The sequence below is a fragment of the Spiroplasma sp. TIUS-1 genome, assembly GCF_010365785.1.
In the GTDB taxonomy this organism is placed as follows: Bacteria; Bacillota_I; Bacilli_A; order Mycoplasmatales; family Mycoplasmataceae; genus TIUS-1.
In genome coordinates this window covers 502,874-527,494 of record NZ_CP048387.1, presented here as the reverse complement: position 1 = coordinate 527,494, position 24,621 = coordinate 502,874, and the positions used below count along the sequence as shown (strand labels likewise).

General features: G+C 26.5%; 23 protein-coding genes and 4 tRNA genes. 25 read left to right on the top strand and 2 right to left on the bottom strand.

Annotation, left to right across the window (positions count from 1 at the left end; all coding sequences use genetic code 4):
• The first annotated feature begins 1 nt into the window (after position 1).
• From STIUS_RS02350 to STIUS_RS02335, 4 genes are read left to right on the top strand one after another with little or no spacing between them, the layout of a single operon-like run.
• On the top strand, positions 2 to 739 hold the full coding sequence (locus STIUS_RS02350) for a signal peptidase II (protein WP_162649775.1): 738 nt from the start codon (positions 2 to 4) through the stop codon (positions 737 to 739).
• Positions 726 to 1,637, top strand: coding sequence for an RluA family pseudouridine synthase (locus STIUS_RS02345; RefSeq protein WP_162650045.1), 912 nt, complete (start codon positions 726 to 728; stop codon positions 1,635 to 1,637). The genes STIUS_RS02350 and STIUS_RS02345 overlap by 14 nt, the downstream gene beginning before the upstream one ends.
• A 39-nt stretch (positions 1,638 to 1,676) precedes the next feature.
• Positions 1,677 to 3,032 carry an MHS family MFS transporter gene (locus STIUS_RS02340; protein WP_162649774.1) on the top strand — a complete coding sequence of 452 codons (1,356 nt, stop codon included), beginning with the start codon at positions 1,677 to 1,679 and terminating at the stop codon, positions 3,030 to 3,032.
• A gap of 8 nt (positions 3,033 to 3,040) precedes the next feature.
• Positions 3,041 to 3,508: a dCMP deaminase family protein gene (locus STIUS_RS02335; protein ID WP_162649773.1), complete on the top strand. Its 468-nt coding sequence runs from the start codon at positions 3,041 to 3,043 to the stop codon at positions 3,506 to 3,508.
• A 10-nt stretch (positions 3,509 to 3,518) separates the two neighbouring features.
• Here STIUS_RS02335 and rnhC read toward each other — a convergent pair whose 3' ends face one another.
• On the bottom strand, positions 3,519 to 4,421 hold the full coding sequence (gene rnhC, locus STIUS_RS02330; protein WP_162649772.1) for a ribonuclease HIII: 903 nt from the start codon (positions 4,419 to 4,421) through the stop codon (positions 3,519 to 3,521).
• Positions 4,422 to 4,492: 71 nt separating this feature from the next.
• On the opposite strand from rnhC, the gene STIUS_RS02325 reads away from it, so the two are divergent.
• The 8 genes from STIUS_RS02325 (at position 4,493) to STIUS_RS02290 (ending at position 7,891) form a co-directional block, all read left to right on the top strand.
• On the top strand, positions 4,493 to 4,813 hold the full coding sequence (locus STIUS_RS02325; RefSeq protein WP_162649771.1) for a holo-ACP synthase: 321 nt from the start codon (positions 4,493 to 4,495) through the stop codon (positions 4,811 to 4,813).
• A 1-nt stretch (position 4,814) separates the two neighbouring features.
• On the top strand, positions 4,815 to 5,681 hold the full coding sequence (locus tag STIUS_RS02320; protein WP_162649770.1) for a thymidylate synthase: 867 nt from the start codon (positions 4,815 to 4,817) through the stop codon (positions 5,679 to 5,681).
• Positions 5,681 to 6,157: a dihydrofolate reductase gene (locus STIUS_RS02315; protein WP_162649769.1), complete on the top strand. Its 477-nt coding sequence runs from the start codon at positions 5,681 to 5,683 to the stop codon at positions 6,155 to 6,157. The genes STIUS_RS02320 and STIUS_RS02315 overlap by 1 nt, the downstream gene beginning before the upstream one ends.
• A 3-nt stretch (positions 6,158 to 6,160) precedes the next feature.
• Positions 6,161 to 7,057, top strand: coding sequence for a 1-acyl-sn-glycerol-3-phosphate acyltransferase (locus STIUS_RS02310; protein ID WP_162649768.1), 897 nt, complete (start codon positions 6,161 to 6,163; stop codon positions 7,055 to 7,057).
• 481 nt (positions 7,058 to 7,538) lie between these two features.
• Positions 7,539 to 7,622: transfer RNA gene (locus STIUS_RS02305), tRNA-Tyr, on the top strand.
• A 3-nt stretch (positions 7,623 to 7,625) separates the two neighbouring features.
• Positions 7,626 to 7,700 (top strand) — tRNA-Gln (locus STIUS_RS02300).
• Between the two features lie 16 nt (positions 7,701 to 7,716).
• A tRNA-Lys gene (locus STIUS_RS02295) sits at positions 7,717 to 7,792 on the top strand.
• Positions 7,793 to 7,802: 10 nt separating this feature from the next.
• Positions 7,803 to 7,891: transfer RNA gene (locus STIUS_RS02290), tRNA-Leu, on the top strand.
• Between the two features lie 50 nt (positions 7,892 to 7,941).
• Here the strand turns inward: STIUS_RS02290 and STIUS_RS02285 are convergent.
• Positions 7,942 to 8,724 (bottom strand): lipoprotein, encoded by a 783-nt coding sequence (locus STIUS_RS02285; RefSeq protein WP_162649767.1) that lies wholly within the window; start codon positions 8,722 to 8,724, stop codon positions 7,942 to 7,944.
• A gap of 202 nt (positions 8,725 to 8,926) precedes the next feature.
• Here STIUS_RS02285 and STIUS_RS02280 point away from each other — a divergent pair, with 202 nt between their 5' ends.
• From STIUS_RS02280 to recO, 13 genes are all read left to right on the top strand, one after another.
• Positions 8,927 to 9,160, top strand: coding sequence for a hypothetical protein (locus STIUS_RS02280; protein WP_162649766.1), 234 nt, complete (start codon positions 8,927 to 8,929; stop codon positions 9,158 to 9,160).
• 106 nt (positions 9,161 to 9,266) lie between these two features.
• Positions 9,267 to 9,410 (top strand): 50S ribosomal protein L33, encoded by a 144-nt coding sequence (gene rpmG / locus STIUS_RS02275; RefSeq protein ID WP_162649765.1) that lies wholly within the window; start codon positions 9,267 to 9,269, stop codon positions 9,408 to 9,410.
• A 76-nt stretch (positions 9,411 to 9,486) separates the two neighbouring features.
• Positions 9,487 to 10,581, top strand: coding sequence for a phosphatidate cytidylyltransferase (locus STIUS_RS02270; RefSeq protein ID WP_162649764.1), 1,095 nt, complete (start codon positions 9,487 to 9,489; stop codon positions 10,579 to 10,581).
• 25 nt (positions 10,582 to 10,606) lie between these two features.
• Positions 10,607 to 14,989, top strand: a complete 4,383-nt coding sequence (locus tag STIUS_RS02265; RefSeq protein ID WP_162649763.1) for a PolC-type DNA polymerase III — start codon at positions 10,607 to 10,609, stop codon at positions 14,987 to 14,989.
• Between the two features lie 7 nt (positions 14,990 to 14,996).
• On the top strand, positions 14,997 to 15,482 hold the full coding sequence (locus STIUS_RS02260; protein WP_162649762.1) for a hypothetical protein: 486 nt from the start codon (positions 14,997 to 14,999) through the stop codon (positions 15,480 to 15,482).
• 226 nt (positions 15,483 to 15,708) lie between these two features.
• Positions 15,709 to 17,154, top strand: coding sequence for a hypothetical protein (locus STIUS_RS02255; protein ID WP_162649761.1), 1,446 nt, complete (start codon positions 15,709 to 15,711; stop codon positions 17,152 to 17,154).
• Positions 17,155 to 17,175: 21 nt separating this feature from the next.
• Complete coding sequence (locus tag STIUS_RS02250) at positions 17,176 to 19,551, top strand: hypothetical protein (RefSeq protein ID WP_162649760.1); 2,376 nt, start codon at positions 17,176 to 17,178, stop codon at positions 19,549 to 19,551.
• A 113-nt stretch (positions 19,552 to 19,664) separates the two neighbouring features.
• On the top strand, positions 19,665 to 21,686 hold the full coding sequence (locus STIUS_RS02245; RefSeq protein ID WP_162649759.1) for an ATP-binding cassette domain-containing protein: 2,022 nt from the start codon (positions 19,665 to 19,667) through the stop codon (positions 21,684 to 21,686).
• On the top strand, positions 21,676 to 22,047 hold the full coding sequence (locus STIUS_RS02240; RefSeq protein ID WP_162649758.1) for a hypothetical protein: 372 nt from the start codon (positions 21,676 to 21,678) through the stop codon (positions 22,045 to 22,047). Before STIUS_RS02245 ends, STIUS_RS02240 begins: the two co-directional genes overlap by 11 nt.
• 1 nt (position 22,048) lies before the next feature.
• Positions 22,049 to 22,534, top strand: coding sequence for an rRNA maturation RNase YbeY (gene ybeY / locus STIUS_RS02235; protein WP_162649757.1), 486 nt, complete (start codon positions 22,049 to 22,051; stop codon positions 22,532 to 22,534).
• Positions 22,534 to 22,950 (top strand): diacylglycerol kinase, encoded by a 417-nt coding sequence (locus tag STIUS_RS02230; protein ID WP_162649756.1) that lies wholly within the window; start codon positions 22,534 to 22,536, stop codon positions 22,948 to 22,950. Before ybeY ends, STIUS_RS02230 begins: the two co-directional genes overlap by 1 nt.
• Before the next feature lies 1 nt (position 22,951).
• Positions 22,952 to 23,851, top strand: a complete 900-nt coding sequence (gene era / locus STIUS_RS02225; RefSeq protein WP_162649755.1) for a GTPase Era — start codon at positions 22,952 to 22,954, stop codon at positions 23,849 to 23,851.
• Between the two features lies 1 nt (position 23,852).
• Complete coding sequence (recO, locus tag STIUS_RS02220) at positions 23,853 to 24,602, top strand: DNA repair protein RecO (RefSeq protein WP_162649754.1); 750 nt, start codon at positions 23,853 to 23,855, stop codon at positions 24,600 to 24,602.
• Positions 24,603 to 24,621: the final 19 nt, after the last annotated feature.

The window sequence follows — 24,621 nt, the reverse complement described above, 5'->3', positions numbered from 1 at the left end:
TATGAGTGAGCTGAAAATATATTTTAAAAATAAATACTATCGTTCAAAATTTAAATTAATTCTGATATTGCCAATAATAATTTTTTTAATTTTATTTGATTTAATAACAAAGACGATTGTTCAAAATACAATGTCAATAGATGAAACAAAGGTCGCCATTGAATGACTATTTAATTTTCACTATATTTTAAATAAAGGTGGAGCTGGTGGATTTATGGATGATAAACCAGGGTTAATAATTGCGGGCGCAACAATTACAACTATATTTTTAATAGTTGCATTTATTATAGTTAACGAAACAAAATTTCTTATTCCAATTTCCATAGTTATAGCTGGATCCGCTGGAAATTTAATTGGTAGAATTTGAGGGCCAGAAGGAGCTGTAGTTGACTTTTTGGAACCTGGAACATTTTTAAAAAAAATAGTTTTTTGAGCTCCAAATGGAATATTCAATATAGCTGATTTGTTGGTTAATATTGGAATAATAATAATGTTTATCGTTTTATTTATTTATATTGCAATTTCTATTTATGAATTACAAATAAAAAGAAATCAAGATTTATTTGAACATTATATTGAAAGAGAAGTTAAACTATTTAAAGCAAGAAGAGATTTTGAAAATTCAAAAGGATATATATTTAAACCTGAAATATCATGATCAGTATATAAAGAAAATATTAAAAAAATTAAAAGGGACTTTGTTAATTTCAAAAAACAAAATAAGCATGCAAGTAGTTAAACACATTTATGAAGGAAAGCCAGTAAGGTTGGATAAATTTTTAGTAGAATTTTTAAAAGAAGAATTCGATTTTTCAAGGTCTTTAATTCAAAAAATGATAGATAACGACCAAGTAAAAGTTAATGGAGAGCTTAAGACTGCTAATTTTAAAATTTCGGAAGGATCAATTGTTGAAATTTCTATCGAACCTCCAAGAGATAGTGAATTGCTTCCAAAGGATATAAAGTTTGAAATAGTTTATCAAGATAAAGATATAATTGTTATCAACAAACCAAATAATTTAGTTGTTCATCCTGCACCAGGAAATTATGAGGATACTTTAGTAAATGGAATGTTATTTCATATTAAAGATCTTTCATCAATTGGTGGAGAAAAAAGACCAGGTATCATTCACCGTTTAGACAAACAAACTACTGGTTTAATGGTTGTAGCTAAAACAGATGCAGCTCACATAAAACTAAGTAAGGATTTTAAAGAAAGGAAAGTATTTAAAGAATATATTGCTTTAGTTCATAAAGAAATCGAAATACCACAGGGACGTATAGAAGCTCCAATTGGTAGATCACTTGGAGATAGAAAAAAAATGACTGTAACTGCCAAAAATTCTAAACCGGCAATTACTTTATTTGAGGTGTTGAAACCACTACATAAAATGACTTTAATTAAATGCCAAATATTGACAGGTAGAACGCATCAAATTAGAGTACATATGGAATATATTGGTCATCCAGTGGTAGGCGATCCAGTTTATGGTTATGCAAAAGATAAGGACGCTGAATTTGGACAATACTTACACTCATACAAATTGAAATTTGATCATCCAATTACAAATAAAGAAATAGAATTTGAATGTGAATTACCGAAAGAATTTATTAAAAAGATAGAAGAGAACAGTTAGTTATTGTAAAATTAATATGATAGCTCAAAGGGGATAAAAATGTTAGATAATTTAAATGAATTATTAGATAAAATATCTAATTACTTATTATCAAAAAAATATAAGAAAACCTCTTCAGGCGGTGATTTGTACTTTGTAAATAAAAAAGAGACCCCATCAATTGTAAGAATTGCTATTGATGAATTTGATGTAAATAGAGAACAATTAGATTTAGAAATTAAAAGTCTTACAAAAGATGAAATTTCTCCATCAATTATTGAAATACTATTAACATACAAAAAAGGACTCGAGCTTTCAAACGTTATTATTGTGGATTCGTTTGCAGCAGCTAATAAAGTTCTTTCAAAACAGTTTAAAAATTTTAAAGTAGAAAAAAATGTTGTTGAAAAAGAAGAAGAAGCAAAACATATTAGTGCAGAAGAATTAATTGCTAACTTACAAAATCCTTCAAAATCAAGTGATGAAAAATTAAAAAAAGTAATCAATAGTTTTGAAAATCCAACAATTTATACAAAGCTGTTTGCAGGAGTATTTGTGCTTGTGCCAGTTATGGTTTTTATAGTGGCATTATTTATTTTTTCGTCAAATAGTTTTTTTAGTAAGTATGGTAATACCGAAATAAATAATTTATTTTTTGGAGCACTTGATTATAAATTGACTGTTGTGGCTAATCAATGATGAAGAATTCTTACTTATGGTTTAGCTCCAGATTATCAAGTAAATTCGATGACAACAATTATTCAATTAGTGTTATTTGGATGAATTACTTATATTATGGTTAAGTATGCCTCTTCAATGTTGGGTATTTTAAAAGCGGCTGGAACATTTGCATTAGCTTATGTTATTACAGGTTTTGCTTTAGCTTTCGTTGCTCAGACTAGTTCAATTTCAGGTCAAATAATTCCATTAGCAATCATTACAGGTCTTGTAAGTGCAGTGGTTGTAAATCCAACGAAAAAAACATCTGGAATGTTTTTGACTTTGTTTACAAAAAGAAGACTAGTATTACCGTATATAGCGTTAGTGTTATATTTACTTTTTTTCTCAAAAAATGTACCAAATGATTTTCTTTATATTGGTATGGGATTTGGTATGGGATTTTTAGCTTCAATAATTGTTAACTTCGATTACAATGACAAAAAAAATAATAAGGACAAAGCATGAGTTGCTCCATTGGTTATTGTTGTATCTGTTGTAGTTGTTATGATGATTCTTGTATTTATCAATAAGTATAATCCTGCTATAAATAGCAATACAATATATACACTAGCTCTGCAGGTTAAAATGGGATTAATCTCTCTTGATAAGGCAAATGATATACTTTTAAATAATTTAAAATGAGAAATAAAAATAGAAATTATTGATGATTTAATTAGAATAGTAAATATTAGATAGGTGATTTAATGCAACAAAAAATAAATTGAGATACATATTTTCTAGCAATGGTTGAATTGATTTCAATGCGTTCAAGTGATCCCAATACCAAAGTTGGATCTGTAATAGTAAATGAAAACAAACAAGTTATATCAACTGGTTATAACTCATTGGCACGTGGTCTAAACGATAATAACTATCCTTGAACAAATGACCTATCAAAAGGTATAGAAAATACCAAGTATGCTTATATTGTTCATTCTGAATCAAATGCAATTGTTTCTTCTAAACAAGATTTAAGTGGATACACACTTTATACTTCACTTTTTCCTTGCAATGAATGTGCAAAATTAATTATTCAAGCTGGAATCTCTAAGGTTATTTATTCATCAGATAAATATAAAGATACAGAGTTGGCAAAAGCAAGCAAAAAAATGCTGAGAGAAGGTAAGGTTGAACTAATTCAAAAAACAGCTGTTACTGTCGAAATCAAATAAAAAAACTTCATTAGTTGTCATTGAAATGCAACTTTATGAAGTTTTTTGTTTCTTCTTTAAATTCGTTTTTATATTTTCTAACCAATGCTTTCACTTCATTAGAAGCTCCAAGCGGTAAATCTATCTGGTATTTTCTTGCTAATAAACTAACTTCAGTTAAGAAAGTATATCTTGCAATAATTGAAGCCGCAGCAACAGAAGGGAATTCTGATTCAGCTTTAGTTTGGAACTTTAAATCCGCTTTAACAACTTCTTTCTCATCTTTTAAATATTCAAAATATTTTTCTTTATTTACAAATTGATCTAAAACAATTTGCTTATTTTTAGGAAAATCATTGCTAGCTAATGCATACAAGAAACCATTGTTATGCGCTAATGCTTTTAATACATGGGTATTTTTATATTTATTGTATAAATCGTTATATTCACCATTGTGCATAATGTAAACAACATATTTAATTCTATCTTTTATTTGAAAGTACAAACTAACAATTTTTTCATCAGTCATTTTTTTTGAGTCATCTAATTGTGCATAAACATCGGGATATTGTTCTACAAATTGTGGACTAATATAAGCACAACAAGTTACTAGTGGACCAAAAAAATCACCAACACCAACTTCATCGGCACCAATTACGTCTTTATCAAAAAGTTTTGTTTCAACTCGAACTTCTTTTTTAATATCTTCACTTAATTCTATCTTTCCAAAGAATTGACCGGCAATCTTGTGACATTCAGGACCTTGAAATAATATTGTTTCATTTTTAAAAATACTTATTGTAATGCCTTTATCCAATTTTAAGAAAAAGTGAATATTGTCATTAGGCGAATCAGTTAAAAATGCTTGATATTGTCTCAATATTGCATTTCTGATGCCACTCTCAACTTTTTTAAATGTATAACTATTTTTCATTGTTTTATTTAATACCTTTTACAATTATTATATATTAATGACTTACAATATTAGTGGGAGAGATGTTGATTATGATTAAAAGTGGAATTGATATTATTCAAGTGAATAGAGTTAGCTTAGAAGATAGCTTTGTTAGAAAAGTTTTACATGAAGAAGAAATAAACATGCTGAATTTAAAAATTAGTGTTGATGAAAAAAAACAATTTTTAGCAGGTCGTTGAGCGGCAAAAGAAGCAATATTCAAAGCTCAAAATCATACAATTGGATATAACAAATTTAATATAAAATTAATTGATGGTCAATTAAAAGTTGAAAGCGAATTGAAAGTCAACATATCGTTATCAATATCACATGAAAAGGAATATGCTGTTGCTTTGGCATTGGTTGAATAATATGAAAGAATATTTGAAAGTATTAAAAGAAGTTTTAGAACAAGGAAGCATGCAAGTGGACAGAACCGGAATTGGAACAATTTCAAAATTTGGAATGCAATCTAGATATGATTTACGAGAAGGATTCCCAATGGTTACAACTAAGAAGCTATTTTTTAAAGCGGTTGTTCATGAAATAATTTGATTCATAAGTGGAAGTACGAATATAAAATACTTAGTTGATAATGGAGTTAGGATTTGAAATGAATGACCATATGCTAATTTTAAAAAGTCCAAAGAATTCAAGAATGAAACTATTGAACAATTTGTAGAAAAGATTAAATCTGATGATGCATTTGCAGCCATTTGAGGTGAATTAGGACCTGTTTATGGTAAGCAATGAAGAAATTTTGGTGGAGTTGATCAATTAAAAAATGTAGTTAATCAAATAAAGACAAATCCATCATCAAGAAGATTAATTGTCTCATCATGAAATCCAACTGAAATTGAAGATATGTTATTACCACCTTGTCATTCTCTTTATCAATTTAAAGTTGATGGTAATTTTTTGGATTTACAACTTTATCAAAGAAGTGCAGATTTATTTTTGGGTGTTCCATTTAATATTGCTAGTTATGCTCTGTTACTTACAATGGTTGCAAATGAGTGTAAGTTAACTCCTAGATTTTTTATTCATACTTTAGGGGATGCTCATATCTATAATAATTTAGTGGATCAAGTTAAATTACAACTCACAAGAAAACCAATGAAACTTTGTGAAATTTCAATTAATATGACGGGAAAATCAATATTTGATGTTAAATATGAAGATGTTAAATTAATCGATTATATTTCACATCCCGCAATAAAAGGTGAGGTGGCAGTTTAATGATTAGTCTAATTTGGGCGCAAACTAATGATGGTGTAATCGGTAAGGATAATAAGTTACCTTGAAATATTAAAGAAGACCTAAAGCATTTCAAAAATTATACAAAAGGAAAAGATGTTCTAATGGGTAAAAATACGTGAGAATCATTACCTTTAAAACCTTTGCCTAATAGAAAAAATATTATTGTATCTACAAAATTAAATCTTGATAAATCAATTCAAGCAATCGTTGAAACAGATTTAACCAAAGTTTTATACCAATATAAAAATTCTGACAAAGAATTAGTAGTAATTGGTGGAGGTAAAATATATCAACAAGCATTAGATTTGGCAGATAAGCTAATTATTAGTATAATCAAAGAGAAATACATTGGAGACACATATGCTCCAACTGTTGATTTTGCAAAGTTCAATGAAATCAGTAAAACTGAATTTGATGAGTTCACGGTTTATGAATATGTAAAAAAGGAAATTTAAAAAATGGAAAATCAAAAAGTAGAGATGCTTGAAAACATCGAAGTTAAGACAAAAGAAAAAAAAGATATTTTTGACGAAGGCAGAAAAGACCAAAATTATAGAGCTGATATAACAAAAGGTGAAATATCAGCACATTGGTTTTTCTTTTGAAGAATGTTTGGTAAAGCCAAAAAAATGAATAAGAGAATTAAAATTGATATTAACCACTATACAGAAGAATATAGATATAGATGAATGCAAAAGATATCTAAAAAGGTTCTTAAAGTGGCAAAAATAAGATTGCATGTTTTTGGGCAAGAAAATTGATTAGATAAAGGAGTAGTATTGGCTCCAAATCATCAATCTAATCTTGATCCATTAGTGCTATTTGTTTTAAATGATTGATCAAAGACTCAACCAGTAGCGTTTATGGCAAAAAAAGAAATGTGGGATAGTGATAAAACAGCACGATTTGTTAATTTAATTGATTGTGTTTCATTAGATAGAAATTCTCCAAGAAGTGCACTTGATGCTATGAACCAAGCTAAAACATTGATTACAAAATACAGAAGATCATTTGTTATATTTCCTGAGGGAACAAGAAGTGGAACTGAAAAAATGGCAGAATTTCAAGCCGCATCCATGAAAATTGGACAAATGGCTTATTGTCCAATTATTCCTGTAACGATTATTGATTCATACAAATTGAACAGAAAAGATAGACCGAAAGTTATTAATGTTAAAGTTGTGTTTGGAAAACCTATATTGCCAGAAAAGTTTATGTCTATTAAAACGGATATGCTAACTAGAAACGTTCAAAAAGAAGTTCAATTTAATTATGATAAATATAAAGATTTTGACTTAAAAACAAATAAACCAGTTGCCTATAACAAAAAGACAAAAGTAAAATACTACTCTTAAGGTAGTATTTTTTTTGATTTTTTAAAACAATAAGTACAATTATTTTGAAAGCAAAATTAAGTTAAATTAAGTTAATATTATTGATTTAATAAGTAAGTTAAAACACTAATAAGTGAATTTTTTTATTTTTTAAAAACTTTTTTTTGTAAAAAACCCTTAAATACTAAACTTTTTAAATGTTTAATTTTTAGTTTATTTTTTGTTTAAAAAATAAAAATAGGTGATATATAATAAATATGTCTAGTTGAAATACCTGTTTAATGTTTAGCCCTATCAAAAAACATTACTTAACAATTTTCAATTAATACTTAATAGCTAGACAAACTTGATCAACGCTCTGCCCGAGCGTTTTTTTATTTCCTAATTGCTATATGAAATGTAAACTTACAAAAAAATCATAAATATATATTTATCTAAAATTAAAATGTGTATATAATATTTAAGACTAATCAATTTAGTTGTAAATTATAAATCACAATTCGGATGGGTAGTGAAGTGGCTAAACACGGGTGGCTGTAACCCATCTCCTAACGGTTCGGGGGTTCGAATCCCTCTCCATCCACCATATTGGGCTATCGCCAAGCGGTAAGGCATCACACTTTGACTGTGACATGCGTCGGTTCGAATCCAGCTAGCCCAGCCAATTTTTTATTATTAATGTCTCGTTAGCTCAGTTGGTAGAGCAACTGGCTTTTAACCAGTGGGTCACAAGTTCAAATCTTGTACGGGACACCATTTTTTTATTCCCCGGGTGGCGGAATAGGTAGACGCAGCGGACTTAAAATCCGCCGGTTGTAATATACCGTGCCGGTTCAATTCCGGCCTCGGGGACCATTTGAAATTAAAACACAAACAGAAATGTTTGTGTTTTTTTATTTACCAAATTATTCTATTTCTGGATCTGGTTCGGTTACTGAAGCCTCACTAATTTTTTTATAAAGAGTAGAAGAAAGGTATGAATCTCCTCAAAGTTCCGCTGTACTAGTTGCAGTTTCAGCGCCAAACATTAAATCTCTAACATAAGTTTCAATACTTGAAACAAATTCATCTTCGTCATTACTTAAACTCTTGAAGTCTCAATTTGTAGTACCAATAAATCTTCCATGTCTAAAATGTAAGAAAGTAGGTGTACCAGTCATTATTCCATCTAAGTAATTAGCATTTATTTTTTTGTCAATTTCTTTTTTTGGTAAAGGCTTACTACTATCGTCTTTTTCTACAAATAATTCTCTTAGTTGATCTCTAATTAGATCCTTTAAAGAAACTAACCATTTTTCATCAAATAAATTTTCATATTTCTCTGATTTATATTCCTTAAAAGTAACCTTTTCAACAATTTCACCAAATCCAGTCAATCTTTTTTCATCTTCATTATCAGATGGTGATACATGCAAACGGTCGTTATATGTATTGGTTGTAATTTGGTTAATCATTTCTTCAAATGAATCATAATTTTTTGCAGAAGAATTATTATACTTTTCATATTCATATGTAAAATTTTTACAATGAGTACAATCTTCGGCACTTATCAAAATAATCATTGATTCATTATTGTCTAAGGCTCTTTTTATTTCTTTGTAGTTATCTAAATTTGCACATGAAACAACCATAATAGTAGTTGTCGCAGTTATTGTTAAAGCTCCAAAGACGCTTATTAATTTTTTCATGAAAACCTCATTAGTTATTGAATATATTATAATATAAATACTACAAGAGCTACTAATGAAATTAATAATGGGATAACAAATCAAAAAACTAATATTTGCATATTTTTCAAAAATGAGAACTTTTTTTAATTTTAAAGTAGTGTTTCTCTACAAAAGAGGCTTTAAAAGTGGTAAAATTATATTATATTATTAAGGAGATATTATGGAAGAATTATTATTGAAAGGCGATGCTGAATATTTATGATCAACTAGACATGGTGTTAAACCATCAGTTAAATGTGAAGCAACAAATTGTAAATTTCCTCAAGATACAATCAAAAAAGCAAATTATGGAAATAAAACAGATAAACATTGAATTATTGAAAGAATAAAAGGTGCTAAAAATAACAATAGAGAAAATATTAGAGCAATACATTATGGATGTAAATCTATTTAAAATAGGCTGAGGCTTATTTTTTTATTAAAAGTATTTAAAGAACATAAACAAATTATAAAACTTTGATATGATATATTTACATAAATAAATAAGTTTAGGGGGCAATATGCGCGAAGGTGTTATTTTAAGATGTGTTGATTGTAAAAACGAAAATTACATCACTAAAAACGATAAGAGAAAAGAAAAAATAGAAGTTAAAAAATTCTGTTCAAAATGCAACGGTCACATCACTCACAAACAAAAAAAATAATTTTAAAAACACCCATTGTAATAGGGGTGTTTTTCTTTATTTCATATATAATTTAAATATATTTTTAGGAGCAAAAATGAAATCAAAAAACAATAAAACTAGCTCTCCAATAGAAGATAGTAAAAAAACTGTTATTAAATCTGAAGAATTAAGGGTAGATTCAAAAGTTTCTTTTGGTGGTATAAAAGTTAGATTGTTTTCAGCAATGATACTAGTAATTGTTTTGTTGATTTATTTATTTTCAGCTTTAGCTTATTCATTTTTTGCAGATAATATTACAAGTCCGTCATGATTAGACATCTTTGCTAGTGTTCATTTGTTAGTTTCATTTTTAATAGTAGGGGCAGCTGCTTTTGAACTATCTCGTGCATTTGGATTTAGAAAGTTGTTTCAACATTCAACATATATTTTTCTTGCTTGTATAATTTTTTATTTGCCAATAACAGTTGAAAATTCAAACTTTCCAGGTTGAATTTACTTATCATGACCAAATACACTAGCTGTGTATATTCCATTTATTTGAATTATGTCTGTTTTAATTTTTGTTTTGATCTCAATTATATTATTCTTAAAAAATGAAAATTTATTTTTTAAAGACGTTTTCTTATTTACAGGATATATGATTATAGTTATTTTGGGAGTAAAGGGAATCACAACAATTGCATTAACTCCAGTTAATACAATTGACTTCTTTATTGCAGGCGGTCAATCTGTTGCAACTATTATTTGAATTTGAATAATGGTTATAGCAACAGATACATTTGCTTATTTTGTAGGTATCAAATGAGGAAAAAATAAATTAGCTCCAATTATTTCACCTAAGAAGTCAATTGAAGGAGCTATTGGTGGTTGGTTAGGAGCATTTATATTGGGTGTGACATATGCTTCAATACTAATTTTTGCAATTCCAAATAATTTATTGTTTATTCCTTTTAAAGGTTATGTTGATACAGCAGACCTTTGGGTTAAAATTCTAATTATAATTATTTTTTCAATCATCATTCCAATATTAAGTATTGTGGGTGATTTATTATTTTCTTTTTTAAAGAGACAAAAGAATATTAAAGATTATTCAAATTTGATTCCAGGGCATGGTGGTTTATTAGATAGACTTGATTCAATCTTATTTACAACATTTGTTATGGAAATAATTATTTTAATATTAAAATAAAAATAAAAATTGGTGAGGTTTAATCGTGAATAGTAAAGTAACTCATTTGTTTGAAAAACTAAATATAGAATTTAATTCAGAGCAATCTAAATTATTGGAAGGCGCTGACTTTTTTAAAACACGTCAAATTGAAGAAGAAAAAAATAGAATTCGTATTTTTCTTTCTGTAAAAGAAACATTACCAGTTTCTCTTATTGAATTTTTAGAAAAAGAATTAGAAAATAACAAAAGACAAATACCAATTAAAATTAATATTAAGCCTAATATAATTAAGTATGAAACTGATATTTTGTGGGACTATATTGATTATTTAATTAAACACAAATCAAAGCTCAAAGCAGGAGTTATCCGTTTAATTTCAAAAGAAAAGTTTGAATTTAATAAAGAAACTAAACAAATTACATTTTTAGTTTCAAATAAAACTCAAGTTGAAGAACTGACAAAAGAGACATCATATTTTGAAAAGCGACTTTTAAAGTATGGTTTTTCAAATGTAGACGTTGAATTTAAAATAGAAGAAAGTGATATTGACGCCCGACAAAGATTGGAAAAGCAACAAAAAGAATTTGTTTCTAAAATTTCAAAAAGCAAATATAACCCAGAAACATTTAAAAATAAAATTGGTAAACCGAGTTATAAGTCAATTTCTGAAATAGAAGAAGGCGCAAAAAATATTATTTTAAATGGTGAGGTTTTAAAAAAAGAATCACGTGTATCTAAAACAGGAAATAATTTTTATATATTTTCAATAGGAGATGACACATCAGCTATTAAATGCATAAACTTCACAAGATCAAATACCCCAACGGCGTTTGATGATAATGCTGACGGTGTGATTGAAAAAGAAGACTTAATTAAAGTAGGCGATTGAATTTCTATTCGTGGTAATTATGAATATTCTCAATTTGATAAATCATTTCAAATGATTGTATCTGATTATCAAAAAATCCCTAAAGTCGAAATTAAATCTTTTGATGAAGCAACTATTAAACGTGTTGAGTTGCATACTCATACTAAAATGTCAGTAATGGATGGTGTTTCTTCTATTGAAGAGTATTTAGATCAAGCTAAAGATTGAGGTTGAAATGCAATAGCCATAACAGATCACCAAAATATTCAAGCCTATCCCGCAGCATTCAATCATTTAAATAAAATTAATAAGGGATCAAAAAATCCCTTAAAACTAATTTATGGTTGTGAATTGTCTGTTGTTGATGATAAATACTGATATGTAAAAAATCCTAAAAACCAATCAGTTCGTAATTCAAGAATTGTTATTTTTGACTTAGAAACAACTGGTCTATCTCCTGAAAGGGATGAAATTATTGAATTTGGAGCAGTTGTGTATGATCCGTCAGATGAAAAGCCTTCAAAAGATATTTCAATATTAATTAAACCAAGAAAAAAAATATCTCAGTTCACTTCTGATTTGACAAATATTACAAATGACATGTTAGAAGATAAACAGAGTATTGAAGTAGAATTCAAAAAAATACATGAAATCATTGGTGATTCAATTTTAATTGCCCACAATGCTAAATTTGATATTGGTTTTTTAAATTCATGAGCGATTAAGTTAGGCTATAAACCATTTGAAAATACTGTAATTGATACGCTTGCAATTGCAAGGGCTATTAAACCTAAAATAAAGAATCATAGACTTGGTACGGTCTGTAAAACATTCGGTATTTTATACGATGATCACATTGCCCACCGTGCAGATTATGATGCACGTGTTTTAAGCGATCTATATGACCATTTAATTCATGAAGCCAAGAAAAAGATTAAATTAGAAGTAATAAATGATTGGGAAAACTTACGAGAGCTTCCTGGATCAATTTTGAACATTTCAAAGCCAAGACCAGCACACGTTAATGTTATTGCTAAAAACCAATCTGGTTTAAAAGTTTTATTTAAAATGATATCACATACTCATGTAGAAGGATTTTTAGGATCACCAAAAATAACTGAGACAAAATTATTTGAATTTAAAAAAATGGGAAACATTTTAATAGGTGCAGGTTGTTTAAATTCTCCAGTATTTGAAGCAGCTCGTACTAAGTCAAATTTTGAATTAGAAGAAGAAATAAAAAAATATGATTATATTGAAGTTCAACCGTTATCTGTATATTCAAAGCTAATTCAATTAGGTGATTTAAAAGTAGAAGATTTACAAGAAATTCAAAGATTGATTATAAACATAGCAATTAAAAATAATATTCATGTTGTTGCAACGTCAGATGCTCATTATGTAAAAGAATCACAAAAACAAATTAGAGATATTTATATTGAAACTAAAGGATTGGCTGGAGTAGCTCATCCATTATTTGATTATAAAAATAGAATCAAAACAAATCCAGATCAACACTTAAGAAGTACAACTCAAATGTTAGAAGAATTTTCTTGGTTAAATGATGAAGAATTAATCAATAATATTGTTGTTAAAAACACTAATACGATTGCAGACATGATTGATTTTGATGTTAAACCATTAAAGAAAGGTTTATTTACACCAAAAATTGATAACGTAGATAAACTCTTGACAGATGAATGTTACATGACTGCAAGGGCTATGTATGGTGAAAATTTACCTAAAATTGTAAGTGATAGAATTGAAAAAGAATTACAATCAATTATTAAACATGGATTTGCAATTGTCTATTGAGTGTCACACTTGCTTGTAAAACAATCTTTGACTGATTCATATCTAGTAGGTTCTCGTGGATCTGTTGGTTCATCATTTGCTGCGACTATGTCAAACATTACAGAGGTTAATCCATTACGTGCTCACTATAGATGTCCAAACTGTAAATATTCTGATTTTGAAACTGATCCATCGATTAAGTGTGGTTATGACTTACCATTGGCAAAATGTCCAAATTGTGGAGAACAATTAGTAGGTGATGGGCACGATATCCCATTTGAAACTTTCTTGGGATTTAATGGTGATAAAGTTCCTGATATTGATTTAAACTTTTCAGGTGATTATCAATCAACCGCTCATAATTTTACAAAAAAAATATTTGGTGAAAATAATGTATTCAGAGCCGGAACTATTTCTACAGTTGCAGACAAAACTGCTTATGGTTATGTAAAAGGATATTTAGAAAAAAAAGAAATATCAATGAGTTCAGCTCAAATCGATAGATTGGCAGTTGAAGCAGCTGGTGTAAAAAGAACAACAGGGCAACATCCAGGTGGAATTATTGTTTTACCAAAAGAATATGACATAGAAGATTTTAGTCCAGTAAATTATCCAGCAGATGATTCATCTTCATCTTGATTAACAACTCATTTTGACTTTCACGCTATTCATGATAATTTATTAAAACTTGATATACTAGGTCACGATGATCCTACGGCATTAAAAATGTTGTATGACATTACTGGAGTTGATCCACAAGCAATACCAACAAATAGTGCTGATGTATATACATTATTTTGAAGTCAAGAAGCCTTACCAGGAGTATCACCAGAAAAATTAAATGGTGAAGTTAATGGTGCACTTGGTCTTCCAGAATTTGGTACTGGATTTGTTAGAAAAATGTTAAATGAGACTAAACCAAAGTCTTTTTCAGATTTAGTTCAAATTTCAGGATTGTCTCATGGAACTGATGTATATGTTGGAAATGCACAAGATTTGATTAATTCTGGAAAGGCTACAATTTCTTCTGTAATTGGTTGTAGAGATGATATTATGGTTTATCTAATGTCAATGGGTTTAGATCCTTCACTTTCCTTTACAATTATGGAATCTGTAAGAAAGGGTAAAGGTCTAACAAATGAATGAATTGCTGAAATGAAAAGTCATGGTGTTCCTACTTGATATATTGAATCTTGTATAAAAATTAAATATATGTTTCCTAAAGCTCATGCAACAGCTTATGTATTAATGGCATATCGTGTTGCTTGATATAAAATAAATTATCCAATTGAATATTATGCAACTTGATTTACGACTCGAGCAAAATCTTTTGATTTAGAAACTGCGTTTAAGGGTGAAGAATTTGCTAGAAAAAAATATGCAGAGATAATTGAAAAACAAGCTAATAAAACTTCAACACAACGTGAAGATTGATTAATTAATACCCTTGAAGTAATGTTTGAGATGTATGCTCGTGGTATAGAAATTAAAAATATTGATTTTAATATCTCTACAGCGGATAAATTTGTTATTAAGGAAGCTGAAGATGGCAAGCGTTATATTTATCCACCGTTTACAGCAATTGACTCACTTGGTGAAGCAGTTGCACGTAAAATAGTCGAAGCACGTGATGAACAATCTTTCACTTCACTTAAAGATTTAGAAAATCGTACAAATATCAATAAAACCCATTTACAATTATTAAAAGATTACAAGATTATTGACTCATTGAAAGATGAAGAACAAATAACTTTTGGATTTTAGGAGACCGATGAAATTACACAGCATTTTAAATGAACTAAAGATTGATATAACTGATCAGTTTAAAAATGAAAAAGTAAATGTTTATGAAATAAACATTTACAACGAATTTGAATCTGATATTATTCAAGTATTATTGGAAAATAAGGATGGAAGTCCAATTCACTTTGATGATTTGATTAAATATAATGAATTGGTTTCAAATTTGTTAGATTCGAAATATGATTCAATCGAAGAAGAATATATGCTAGAAGTATCTTCAGCAGGAGCTGAAAGAGAAATTAAATCAGAAGATGTTTTAAAAGAACTTGTTGGTAAATATTTCTTTGTTCAAACAAAAATTCCATTTGAAAATGATCTTAATGAATTCAGCGCTGAGTTAAAAGAAATAAATAATGATAAATACTTATTTACTTTTTTTATAAAAGGTAGACCTAAAAAAGTTGAACTTAAATATTCTGATATTGAGTTTATTAGATTTTCAGTTAAATTATAAAATTCCTCTGGGAATTTTTTATTTTATGTAGTAAATACAAATGTTTTAAATGCATAAAAAATTAATTTAAATTTAATTATTTATCAAAATCTACTCAATAAAATATAAAAAAATTTCCAAATAAAATTCTATAATGATAAAATAAATTTGTATAAATAAGCAAAAATACCAATATTTATTAGTTTAAGAAAGTAAAGAACAAATAAGGAAAGGAGTTAGAACTTAAATGAAAACACTATTAGCGATAATGTATTTATCTGGAAACACAGGCGCACCAGTAAATGCAATGAATAATATTGAAATAAATAAATTTGTTTATAATGAAATAATTAATTTAAACAACATTCAATTAACAAAATCTGAAATTAATTTATATTATCTAAATGACTTAGAAGAAGTAACACAAGATATTATAAAAGAAGAAATTTTGGCTGAAGTATTTTTTAATAACCCAGATGAAGGAGTATTATCTGATGTTTTTGATTCAGCGATTATAGATAATCCTGATGGATGAAAATGAATGGGCTATTCATGGATCATGCCTAAATTAAATGAACCACCAAAAACATATAATATTAAATTAAGTCCATCATCTTCAGAATCAAGAGAAAAATTTAAAGGTATGTTAAAATTCCAAGTTGTATTAGAAAATACTGGTGAAGAAGGCACAAAACCACCAGTTGATGAAGAAATAGACATTGAACTTTCAACACATAATATAATTATTAAAAAAGATGAAACAGTTGAAGTATTAATTGAAAATTATGATGATTTAAAAAATATTGAATTAACTACAAATAAAAGTGAATTAGTAAGCTATTCAGTTAATAGCAAAGGATTGATTACAATTAAAGGTAAAGAACTTGGAAAGGGTATTTTAAGCATTTCAGCAGATAATGCTAAAAAAGAGGAAAAAATATATTTTGATGTTGTTGATAAAGAAGCAGAACAAGCACAAAAAGTGAGTGACATAATTTCAAAAACACAAGATTTAGGAACAATATCAGAAACAACATTGAAAAATGACAGTGAATTACTTCAAAAAATAATTGATAAAAATTCTTTAACTTTTAGTGACGCTGATTTAATCCGACAAAATACAATAATTAAAAATAAAAAATACAATAGTCTAGTTTTAGTAGCTAAAGAAAATCAAAAGGAATTGGAAGGAAGTATTGAAGTAATATTTAAAACAAAACTTGATAACTTAAATGTAAATCAAATTTCTAAAAAAGTTAGGGTTGAAGCATATGCCACTACATATTGAGACTCTACTGAGATGGTTTTTCAATATAAACCAGTTTTAGGTGTTAATGAGTTTAAAGAGTCTTATGAATATATAAATTTAAACACCAAAGGTTATGCCTGGGATAACAAAAATGGTAATATTCATGGTAATGAAACAAATGGTAAATCATTTAGTAATAAAATATCAACTAGTTCTATTGGTAAGGAATGAAGTGGTGAACAAGACATTTGAAGCACTTCATATTCAAATGTCAATTGAATGAAAACTTTAGGAGTATACCAACATAGAGTCGTGAATAATATTATAGAAATTAAATTAAAAGTTTCAGCTGGTGCTTTTGCTTCTGGTTGAAATGCATACTGAGCAAAATCTGAAGCTAAAATCTGAGCAGATAGTTTAGAATTTATAGCAAAAAATAAATAATGAATTGAGGAATAATAAAATATGAAAATAATGCTTACATTTTTTATTTCATTTTCTTCATTTTTTGTTTCATTTTTACCAATTGCTAATACTTTAAGCAAAAATGAAACAAAAAATATAATCATTAAAGCAAAACCAATTAATAATAATGGTTTTATAAATTACCAAAATTATTTAGGTTTATTTTTATATTTAATGCTGGATGAAAAATCAAAAAATAATATAGATTTAGTCGGAGACTCATTAGAAAAAAAATATATTCAGTTTTATCAAGAAGCTTGTAAAGATAATTGCTTTGACGAAGAGGCAGCTATGGAATGATTTGATATAGATTTTTTTAAATCAAGCCTAATGATGATATTTTTTTTAAATAGTTATTCATATGGTTTAAAAAACTTAGAAGAAGCATCTGCCCAAATTTTTAGTAGATGAATTTTTGAAGGTATGAAAAAAACAAAGACAAAACATTGAGAAATTTTAAATATTTGATTTTTAGATTTTGTTCCTTATATTTTTAAAAACAAAAAAAAGATAGTTGATGGAAATAATTTAAATAGTCCAGAAAAAATAAAAGAAAAAAGAATTGAAATTAAAAAAATAATTATAAATAACTTTGAAGCAAATAAGAATAAATATCCAAAAATAAATTTAGAACAAAAAACTGAAAAAATCTTTATTAGATCAAATTCAAATGTAATAGAAAACTCTGAATTTATTGAAAATTCTAGCACTTTTAATAATTTAATTGGAATGGCGTTACATAGTTCAAATACATGACAGTGGTCTAAAAAGAATTATAAAGAGGAGTTTTTAAATTTTAATTATAAACACTATGAATATTTAAATATTGATTCGTTGAATAACATTAGATTTAATATAAACAATTATTTTTTTGAAGAACTTGAATATAATAATGAGCAAATAATAATTTTTGATAATTATAACAATCAAATAAAAAATAAATATAATTTCTATGAGTTAATGAATATCTGAAACAGTTCCAATCCTAAATCAAAATTTGATCAGACTAATATTTCAAAAGCGTTAAAAGATATTTTAAATAATAATAATAATAATTTATTAGAAGAATGAAATAAATTTAAAAAATATTCTTCTTTACTCCAAATGGGGCAAGATACAACTTATGACAATATAATTTTTGCTTTTTATTATATTTCTGAAATGGTTTCGCTAATGGAAATTATGGCTCAAGAAAATAATTTATTTTGACCTATTAATTTTATAAAAAGAATTTCTATATATAAAAGTGATGATTCTTCAAGTTCACTTGGTACTTGATTATCATCAAACTGAACAATGGAAATACATGGAAAAGGTACTAAAACAATACTTACAGAAACAAAAATTAATAATAATAATCCTTTTTTAGGTGATGACAAATGATATTCATTTGATCTTACACAATTAATTATTCATGAATCAGGCCACTTTTTCAATGATTTATTTACTTGACACAATCCAAATTTGGATAAGTGATATAACTATGATAATGAAGATAATATTTATTTAGAAAATGATAAAAAACTAAAACAGTTTGGTTATTGAGGAAGTGAAAAAGAAGTAATTGAAGATTTTAATGTTGAAGATGTTATTGTTAAAAAAGAAGAAAAAATTGACTTAAGTGATTTAAATATTAAAACTTATTTTGATAATTCTAATCATAATAATAAGTTTAACTTTTTTCAAAAGATTTATAATGAAATTGATAGAAAAATAAAACATGACAATTTAAATAAAGAATTTGATAATGTTTATGAATTGATAGATGTTTATTGAAAAGATGGTAGTGGAAAAGAAAAGCTTATTAATGAAGAGTTCTTTCAAAATTTTAAATGAACAGATAACGAGTTTAAATTACTTGCTAAAACAAAATCTGATTTTGTATTTAATCAACAATCATTTGAAATAAATATACAAAATTATAAAAAATATGAAGAAAGATTAAACTTATCTGAAGTTGATTTGTTTGATTTAGGAAATAATCCATTGGTAATTAACCAAAATACTTCTTTTGAAGAAATTAATGAAAATGTAAAAAATAAATTTATTGAAACACTTTATAAAGAGGAAAATATTGCAGTTAATAAAGAAGATTTTGATATTAGTATTTATACTGACAATGAATATAAAAATGAATTGCAAAGTAATTTATCAAATATAAACAAATTTGAATCGTACATGTATTTAAAAGTAATAGGCAAATCTGATAAATTATATGGTTCGTTAAACACTAAATTTAAATTTAATTATGAAGAAAGTACAGCTGATTCTAAAATTAATTTAGATTTTATAATACTTATTTTCATTATTGGATCAACTGTTTTAATTATTACAATTAGTATAATTGTAATAATTAAAAAGAAAAAAAATAAATAATTTTATAAGTTATTTACAAAGTATTCAATACAGTCTTAAATCAATATTTTTAAAAATTATAAAATTCCTCTGGGAATTTTTTATTTTGTGACGTTAATGTAAATGAGGTGACTATGAAATATTCGTTTATAAATCAAAATGGAACTGAAGATTGTGCTCATGCAGTAATTACAATGGTAGTTAATACACTACATAACAAAAATTACTTACTTGATGAAATTAAACTAAATAATAAGCTTCCAGTTAGTACACTTAGTTTTTTGGATATTGAAAATACACTATTTAAATATAATATTTCATTTGAAACATACTCATCTACATTTAAAGAATTGGTTGAATTCAATCCAAGCGAACCTGTTGTATTGAATGTAATGACAAAAGAGGGAGATAATCATTTTATAGTTGTTTATAAATTTTCAAAAAGCAAGTGCCTAGTTGGGGATCCAAATTCAAAAGAATTAACTTGAGAATCTAACTCTTTAATTGAAGAAAAGTATTTAGGTTTTTTTGGAATATGTAAAAAAGACTCAAATATTGAGATAAATAACAGCGATTTAACAAAGTGAATGTTGTATTTAAAAAAGCACTGAAAAATGTGTTTAATTATTTTTTTTGCATCGATAATAGTTAACTTATTAGTACTAATCAGTAGTGTGTTTACAAAGATATATTTAGAGAATGCTACTAACATTCAATGATCATTTTTGACGATATTTTTTTTAATGTTTGGAATAATATACTCTCTAAATATTTTTGGAAATTTTGTAATTAATAAGATGATAAGAAAAATAACAGCAATAATGTGTCGAGATATGTTTGTGGATTTCAAGAAATCATTATTATCTTTAGATGTAGAAACATTTAGTTCAATAACAAAAGATGAATGAATTAAAAAAATTTCTGATATTTCTGAAGTTGCAAACAGACTATTGTTTATAACAATGGATTTACCAATTAGGTTGATAATGATGATTGTTGCTTTGGCTATTTTTAATGGTTTTTCTAATATTTTTTTGGTAATAATTTTCTTAGAAAGTTTTGCTTACATTTTTATATCTACAGTATCAAGTAAAATGATAAAAAAGATGAATTTAAAAATAGAAAAACAACAAATTGAGTTTTCTTACCATTTTAGAGATATGCTTGATGGTTTTGAACAAGTCAAAACAAAGTATCTTACAAATTATATTTCTAATAAAATTGACGGGAATTTTTCACGATTAGAAAAAACAAATTTTCAGTTATATATCGCAAACGAAAAGTTAGGAATATTTTATTCCTTAATTAATAAGATTTTCTATATATTCACATTTTTTATTGGAGCAATATTTATTGATAAAGAAAAAATAAGTGCATTTGACTTACTATTTTTAACGTCAATATCTTCGTATATATTTGTTTTTATAAACTTAATCACAAATCAAATATCAAATTACTCAAAATTTAAAATAGCTACAAAAAATTTAGATTTTATATTCGATTATAGAGAATTAAATGTTAAACCAGAGGCAGATACTATAAAAAATATTAAGATTGAAAACCTATCAAAATATATTGGATCTAATGAATTATTTTCTGATTTAAATTTTGAATTTAAATGTAATACATTTATATCTGGGAAAAGTGGTTCTGGAAAAACCTCATTACTTAAGGTTATTGCTGGAGTATTTAAAAATTATAGTGGGAAAATATTATTAAATGGAATTAACCTGAGAGATTTAAGTGATAATTATTTTAAAGATATAAAGTATTTAAGCCAATATGATTATTTATTTCATGGAACTGTTTGAGAAAATATACAACAATTTAGAAATAAAATTGATTTGGAATTGTTTGATAAATTGGGATTAAGTAAAATTTTAAATGATCATAATATTTCTCTAAATAAGGAAGTAATTGATAATGGTAGTAATTTTTCAAAAGGTCAAAGGCAAATAATTAATTTCATTAGCTTATTTTTTACTGATTGTGAATTATACATACTTGATGAACCACTAAGCAACGTTGACAAGAAAACTGCAAAGTATTTAATCAAAAACTTAATGAGATTTAAGAAAGATAGAATGTTTATTATGTGCGATCACGATGAGTCTTATAAGGAATATTTTGAGGAGGTTATTTCAATTGAAAAATAAATTTAAATTAATAGTTATCTTTTTTTTAACAACTTTTTCATTCTCAATTTTTGGATTGGTTGTAAAAATCCCTATATACAAAACAGTTCAATTTAGCTCAATCAAACTAGAAAATACATACCGAAATTTCATTACATTTAATGGAATCGATAATAAAAATGTAAACAAATTAATACTAAATCAAAGTGGCAATGAGTTCATTATTTTAAAAAATCAAATGAAATTCAATGACAAAAATATTGCAGAAATTAAAAATATAGATAATAAATTTAACCCAAACATTCAAACATCTGCTGTTGTTATGTTAAATAGCGAACGAATTATGTATTATTTAATTAACAAAACATTTAGTAGGAAATAAAATGATAAATTTTTTTAATAAACATCAAAATGAAGAACTCATTGGAGAATATGGTAATTTATTTAATAAATTATTTATACACACAAAAAACATTTTAAATATTGATTACGATTTAGAATTGTCTGTAACATTTATATCTAATGAAGAATCAGTAACAATAAATAAAAAATATAGAAATAAAAACAATGTAGGAGATGTTATATCATTTCCAATTGAAATGGATGATTTTATATATGAACAAACTGGTTATAGAGAAATTGGTGATTTATTTATTGCATATGATGAAGCAATAAATAAAGCCAAATTATATAATCATGATTTAGATGTTGAAATGTCATGACTATTTGTTCATGGATTTTTACACTTGCTTGGATATGACCATGAGTTAGGAGATGAAGAAGAACAAGAGATGTTCCAATTAACTGATTTAATTTTATCTAAAATTAATATCAAGTATAATATTATTAATGTAATTGGAGAAAAGTAATGGCTAAAAGAAGTTCAAGAAACCAAAAAGCAGTAGCAATTAGATTCAAGAATAAATTTACAAATGCATTTCGTGGACTAGTTATTGCTTTTAAAGAAGAAACAACATTATTGCTTTACTTGGTAATAACAATTTTAGCAATTGCTGTTGGAATTTTTTTAACAACTGGGGGCTATTTTACATCAATTCATTGAGCAATTTTGTCTCTGACTATTGGTGTTGTAGTAGGATTTGAACTTATTAACACAGCAATTGAAAACTTTGTTGATTTGCTTTCATTTGAGTACAACATTAAGGCAAAGAAAATTAAAGATATTTGTGCTGCAGCAAGTATTTTGAATTCTATTGCAGCTTTTTTAGTAGGATGTTTCTTATTTATTGAACCAATAATAAATCAAGTTACAGCATGAATTTAATATGATAAAAGCGGGTTTCGTTGGAGTAATTGGTAGAACTAATGTTGGAAAATCATCTTTAGTTAATTCAATTATTGGAAGAAAAGTTTCTATAGTAACAAGTAAAGTTCAAACCACAAGAGATAGAATTTGTGGTATTTATAACGACAATTTATCACAAATTGTTTTTATAGATACTCCAGGTATTCATACACATAAGTCAGGAAATAAACTTGGAACATTCATGAATACAACTGCTATGAAAGCAACTAAGGATGTTGAGGTAATCTTATTATTAGCCCCAGCTAATGAAAGAATTGGAGATAATGATAAGTTCCTAGTTCAAAAATTAAAGGATTCTCAAATTCCTGTTATCTTAGTGATTACTAAATCAGATACTATTGGTAAAGAGGAAATGTTTGCAAAAATTATGGATTGAAATAGTCAAGGAATTAATTTTTTAGACATCGTACCAACATCATCAAAAAGAGGTATGAATATTAAAAAGTTAGTTGAAATTATTCAAGGATTATTGCCAGAAACTGGTTACAGATACTTTGATGAAGATGCAGTTTCAGATAAAGGTAACTCATTTTTGATTAAAGAGATGATTCGAGAAAAAATCCTTTTGAGAACTGGAGAGGAAATTCCTCATTCTACAGCAATTATGATTGAAAAATATAAGGACAAAAAAAATATCGTTGAAATATCAGCAATTGTATTAGTTGAAAGAGAAAGTCAAAAACCAATAATTATTGGTAAAGGTGGCTCTAAATTAAAACAAATTGCAACTGACGCACGTATTGAGTTGGAAGTTGAATTTGGAAAGAAGGTTTTTATTGAAATTTTTGTGAAGGTTGCAAATGATTGAAGAAAGTCAATTGACTATATAAGACGATTAGGATATAGCGATCACGAATAACATGAACATAATTAATGGATTTGTCTTAAATAATTTTACGATTGAAGACAATAAGAGTTTAATATCTGTTTTTTCAAAAGAAAATGGACTTATAAACCTATACGCTATGGGATTACAAAGCGAAAGATCAAAGAATAAGTATTCTGCTTTAAAATTTTCAAAATCAGAATTTGAGATTTTTCAAACAAAAGATCCTGAAAAAATGAGTAAGCTAAAAACTGGAAAATTAAATATATCAATTGACATTTCAACAATATCTTATGAAGATTATTTATACATAACTACAATATTTCAAGTAGTGGAAAAAACATCTAACTTTGGGGAAGTTAATCAAAAAAAATATAAATTTATAGATGATGTTTTTTTGGCATTTGTTGAAGATCCAAAAAACAGGTTTGTTATATTTTTATACTTTATGTTGAATTACTTAGAATATGTAGGTAGAAAGTGAAATTTAGTAACCTGTATTAAATGTAGAAAAAGAGTAAATAAATTTATTGACTTTGATTATGTTAATAAACAATTTATTTGTTTGGGATGCCAAAATCAGTCATCATTTGAAACAGATATGGAATTGTTCATTAAAACACTAGAATATTTTAGCCATGTAAAAGTAGGAAAAATAATAAAAGAAGAGTATGATTCAAAAACTCTTGTAAAAATCAATAGAGTATTAATGGATGAATACAAAAATGAAGTAGGTTTAATTACGACCAGCATAATTGAATTATCAAAGGGACGCTTTGTTTAATGATAAAATTTAAAAGAGG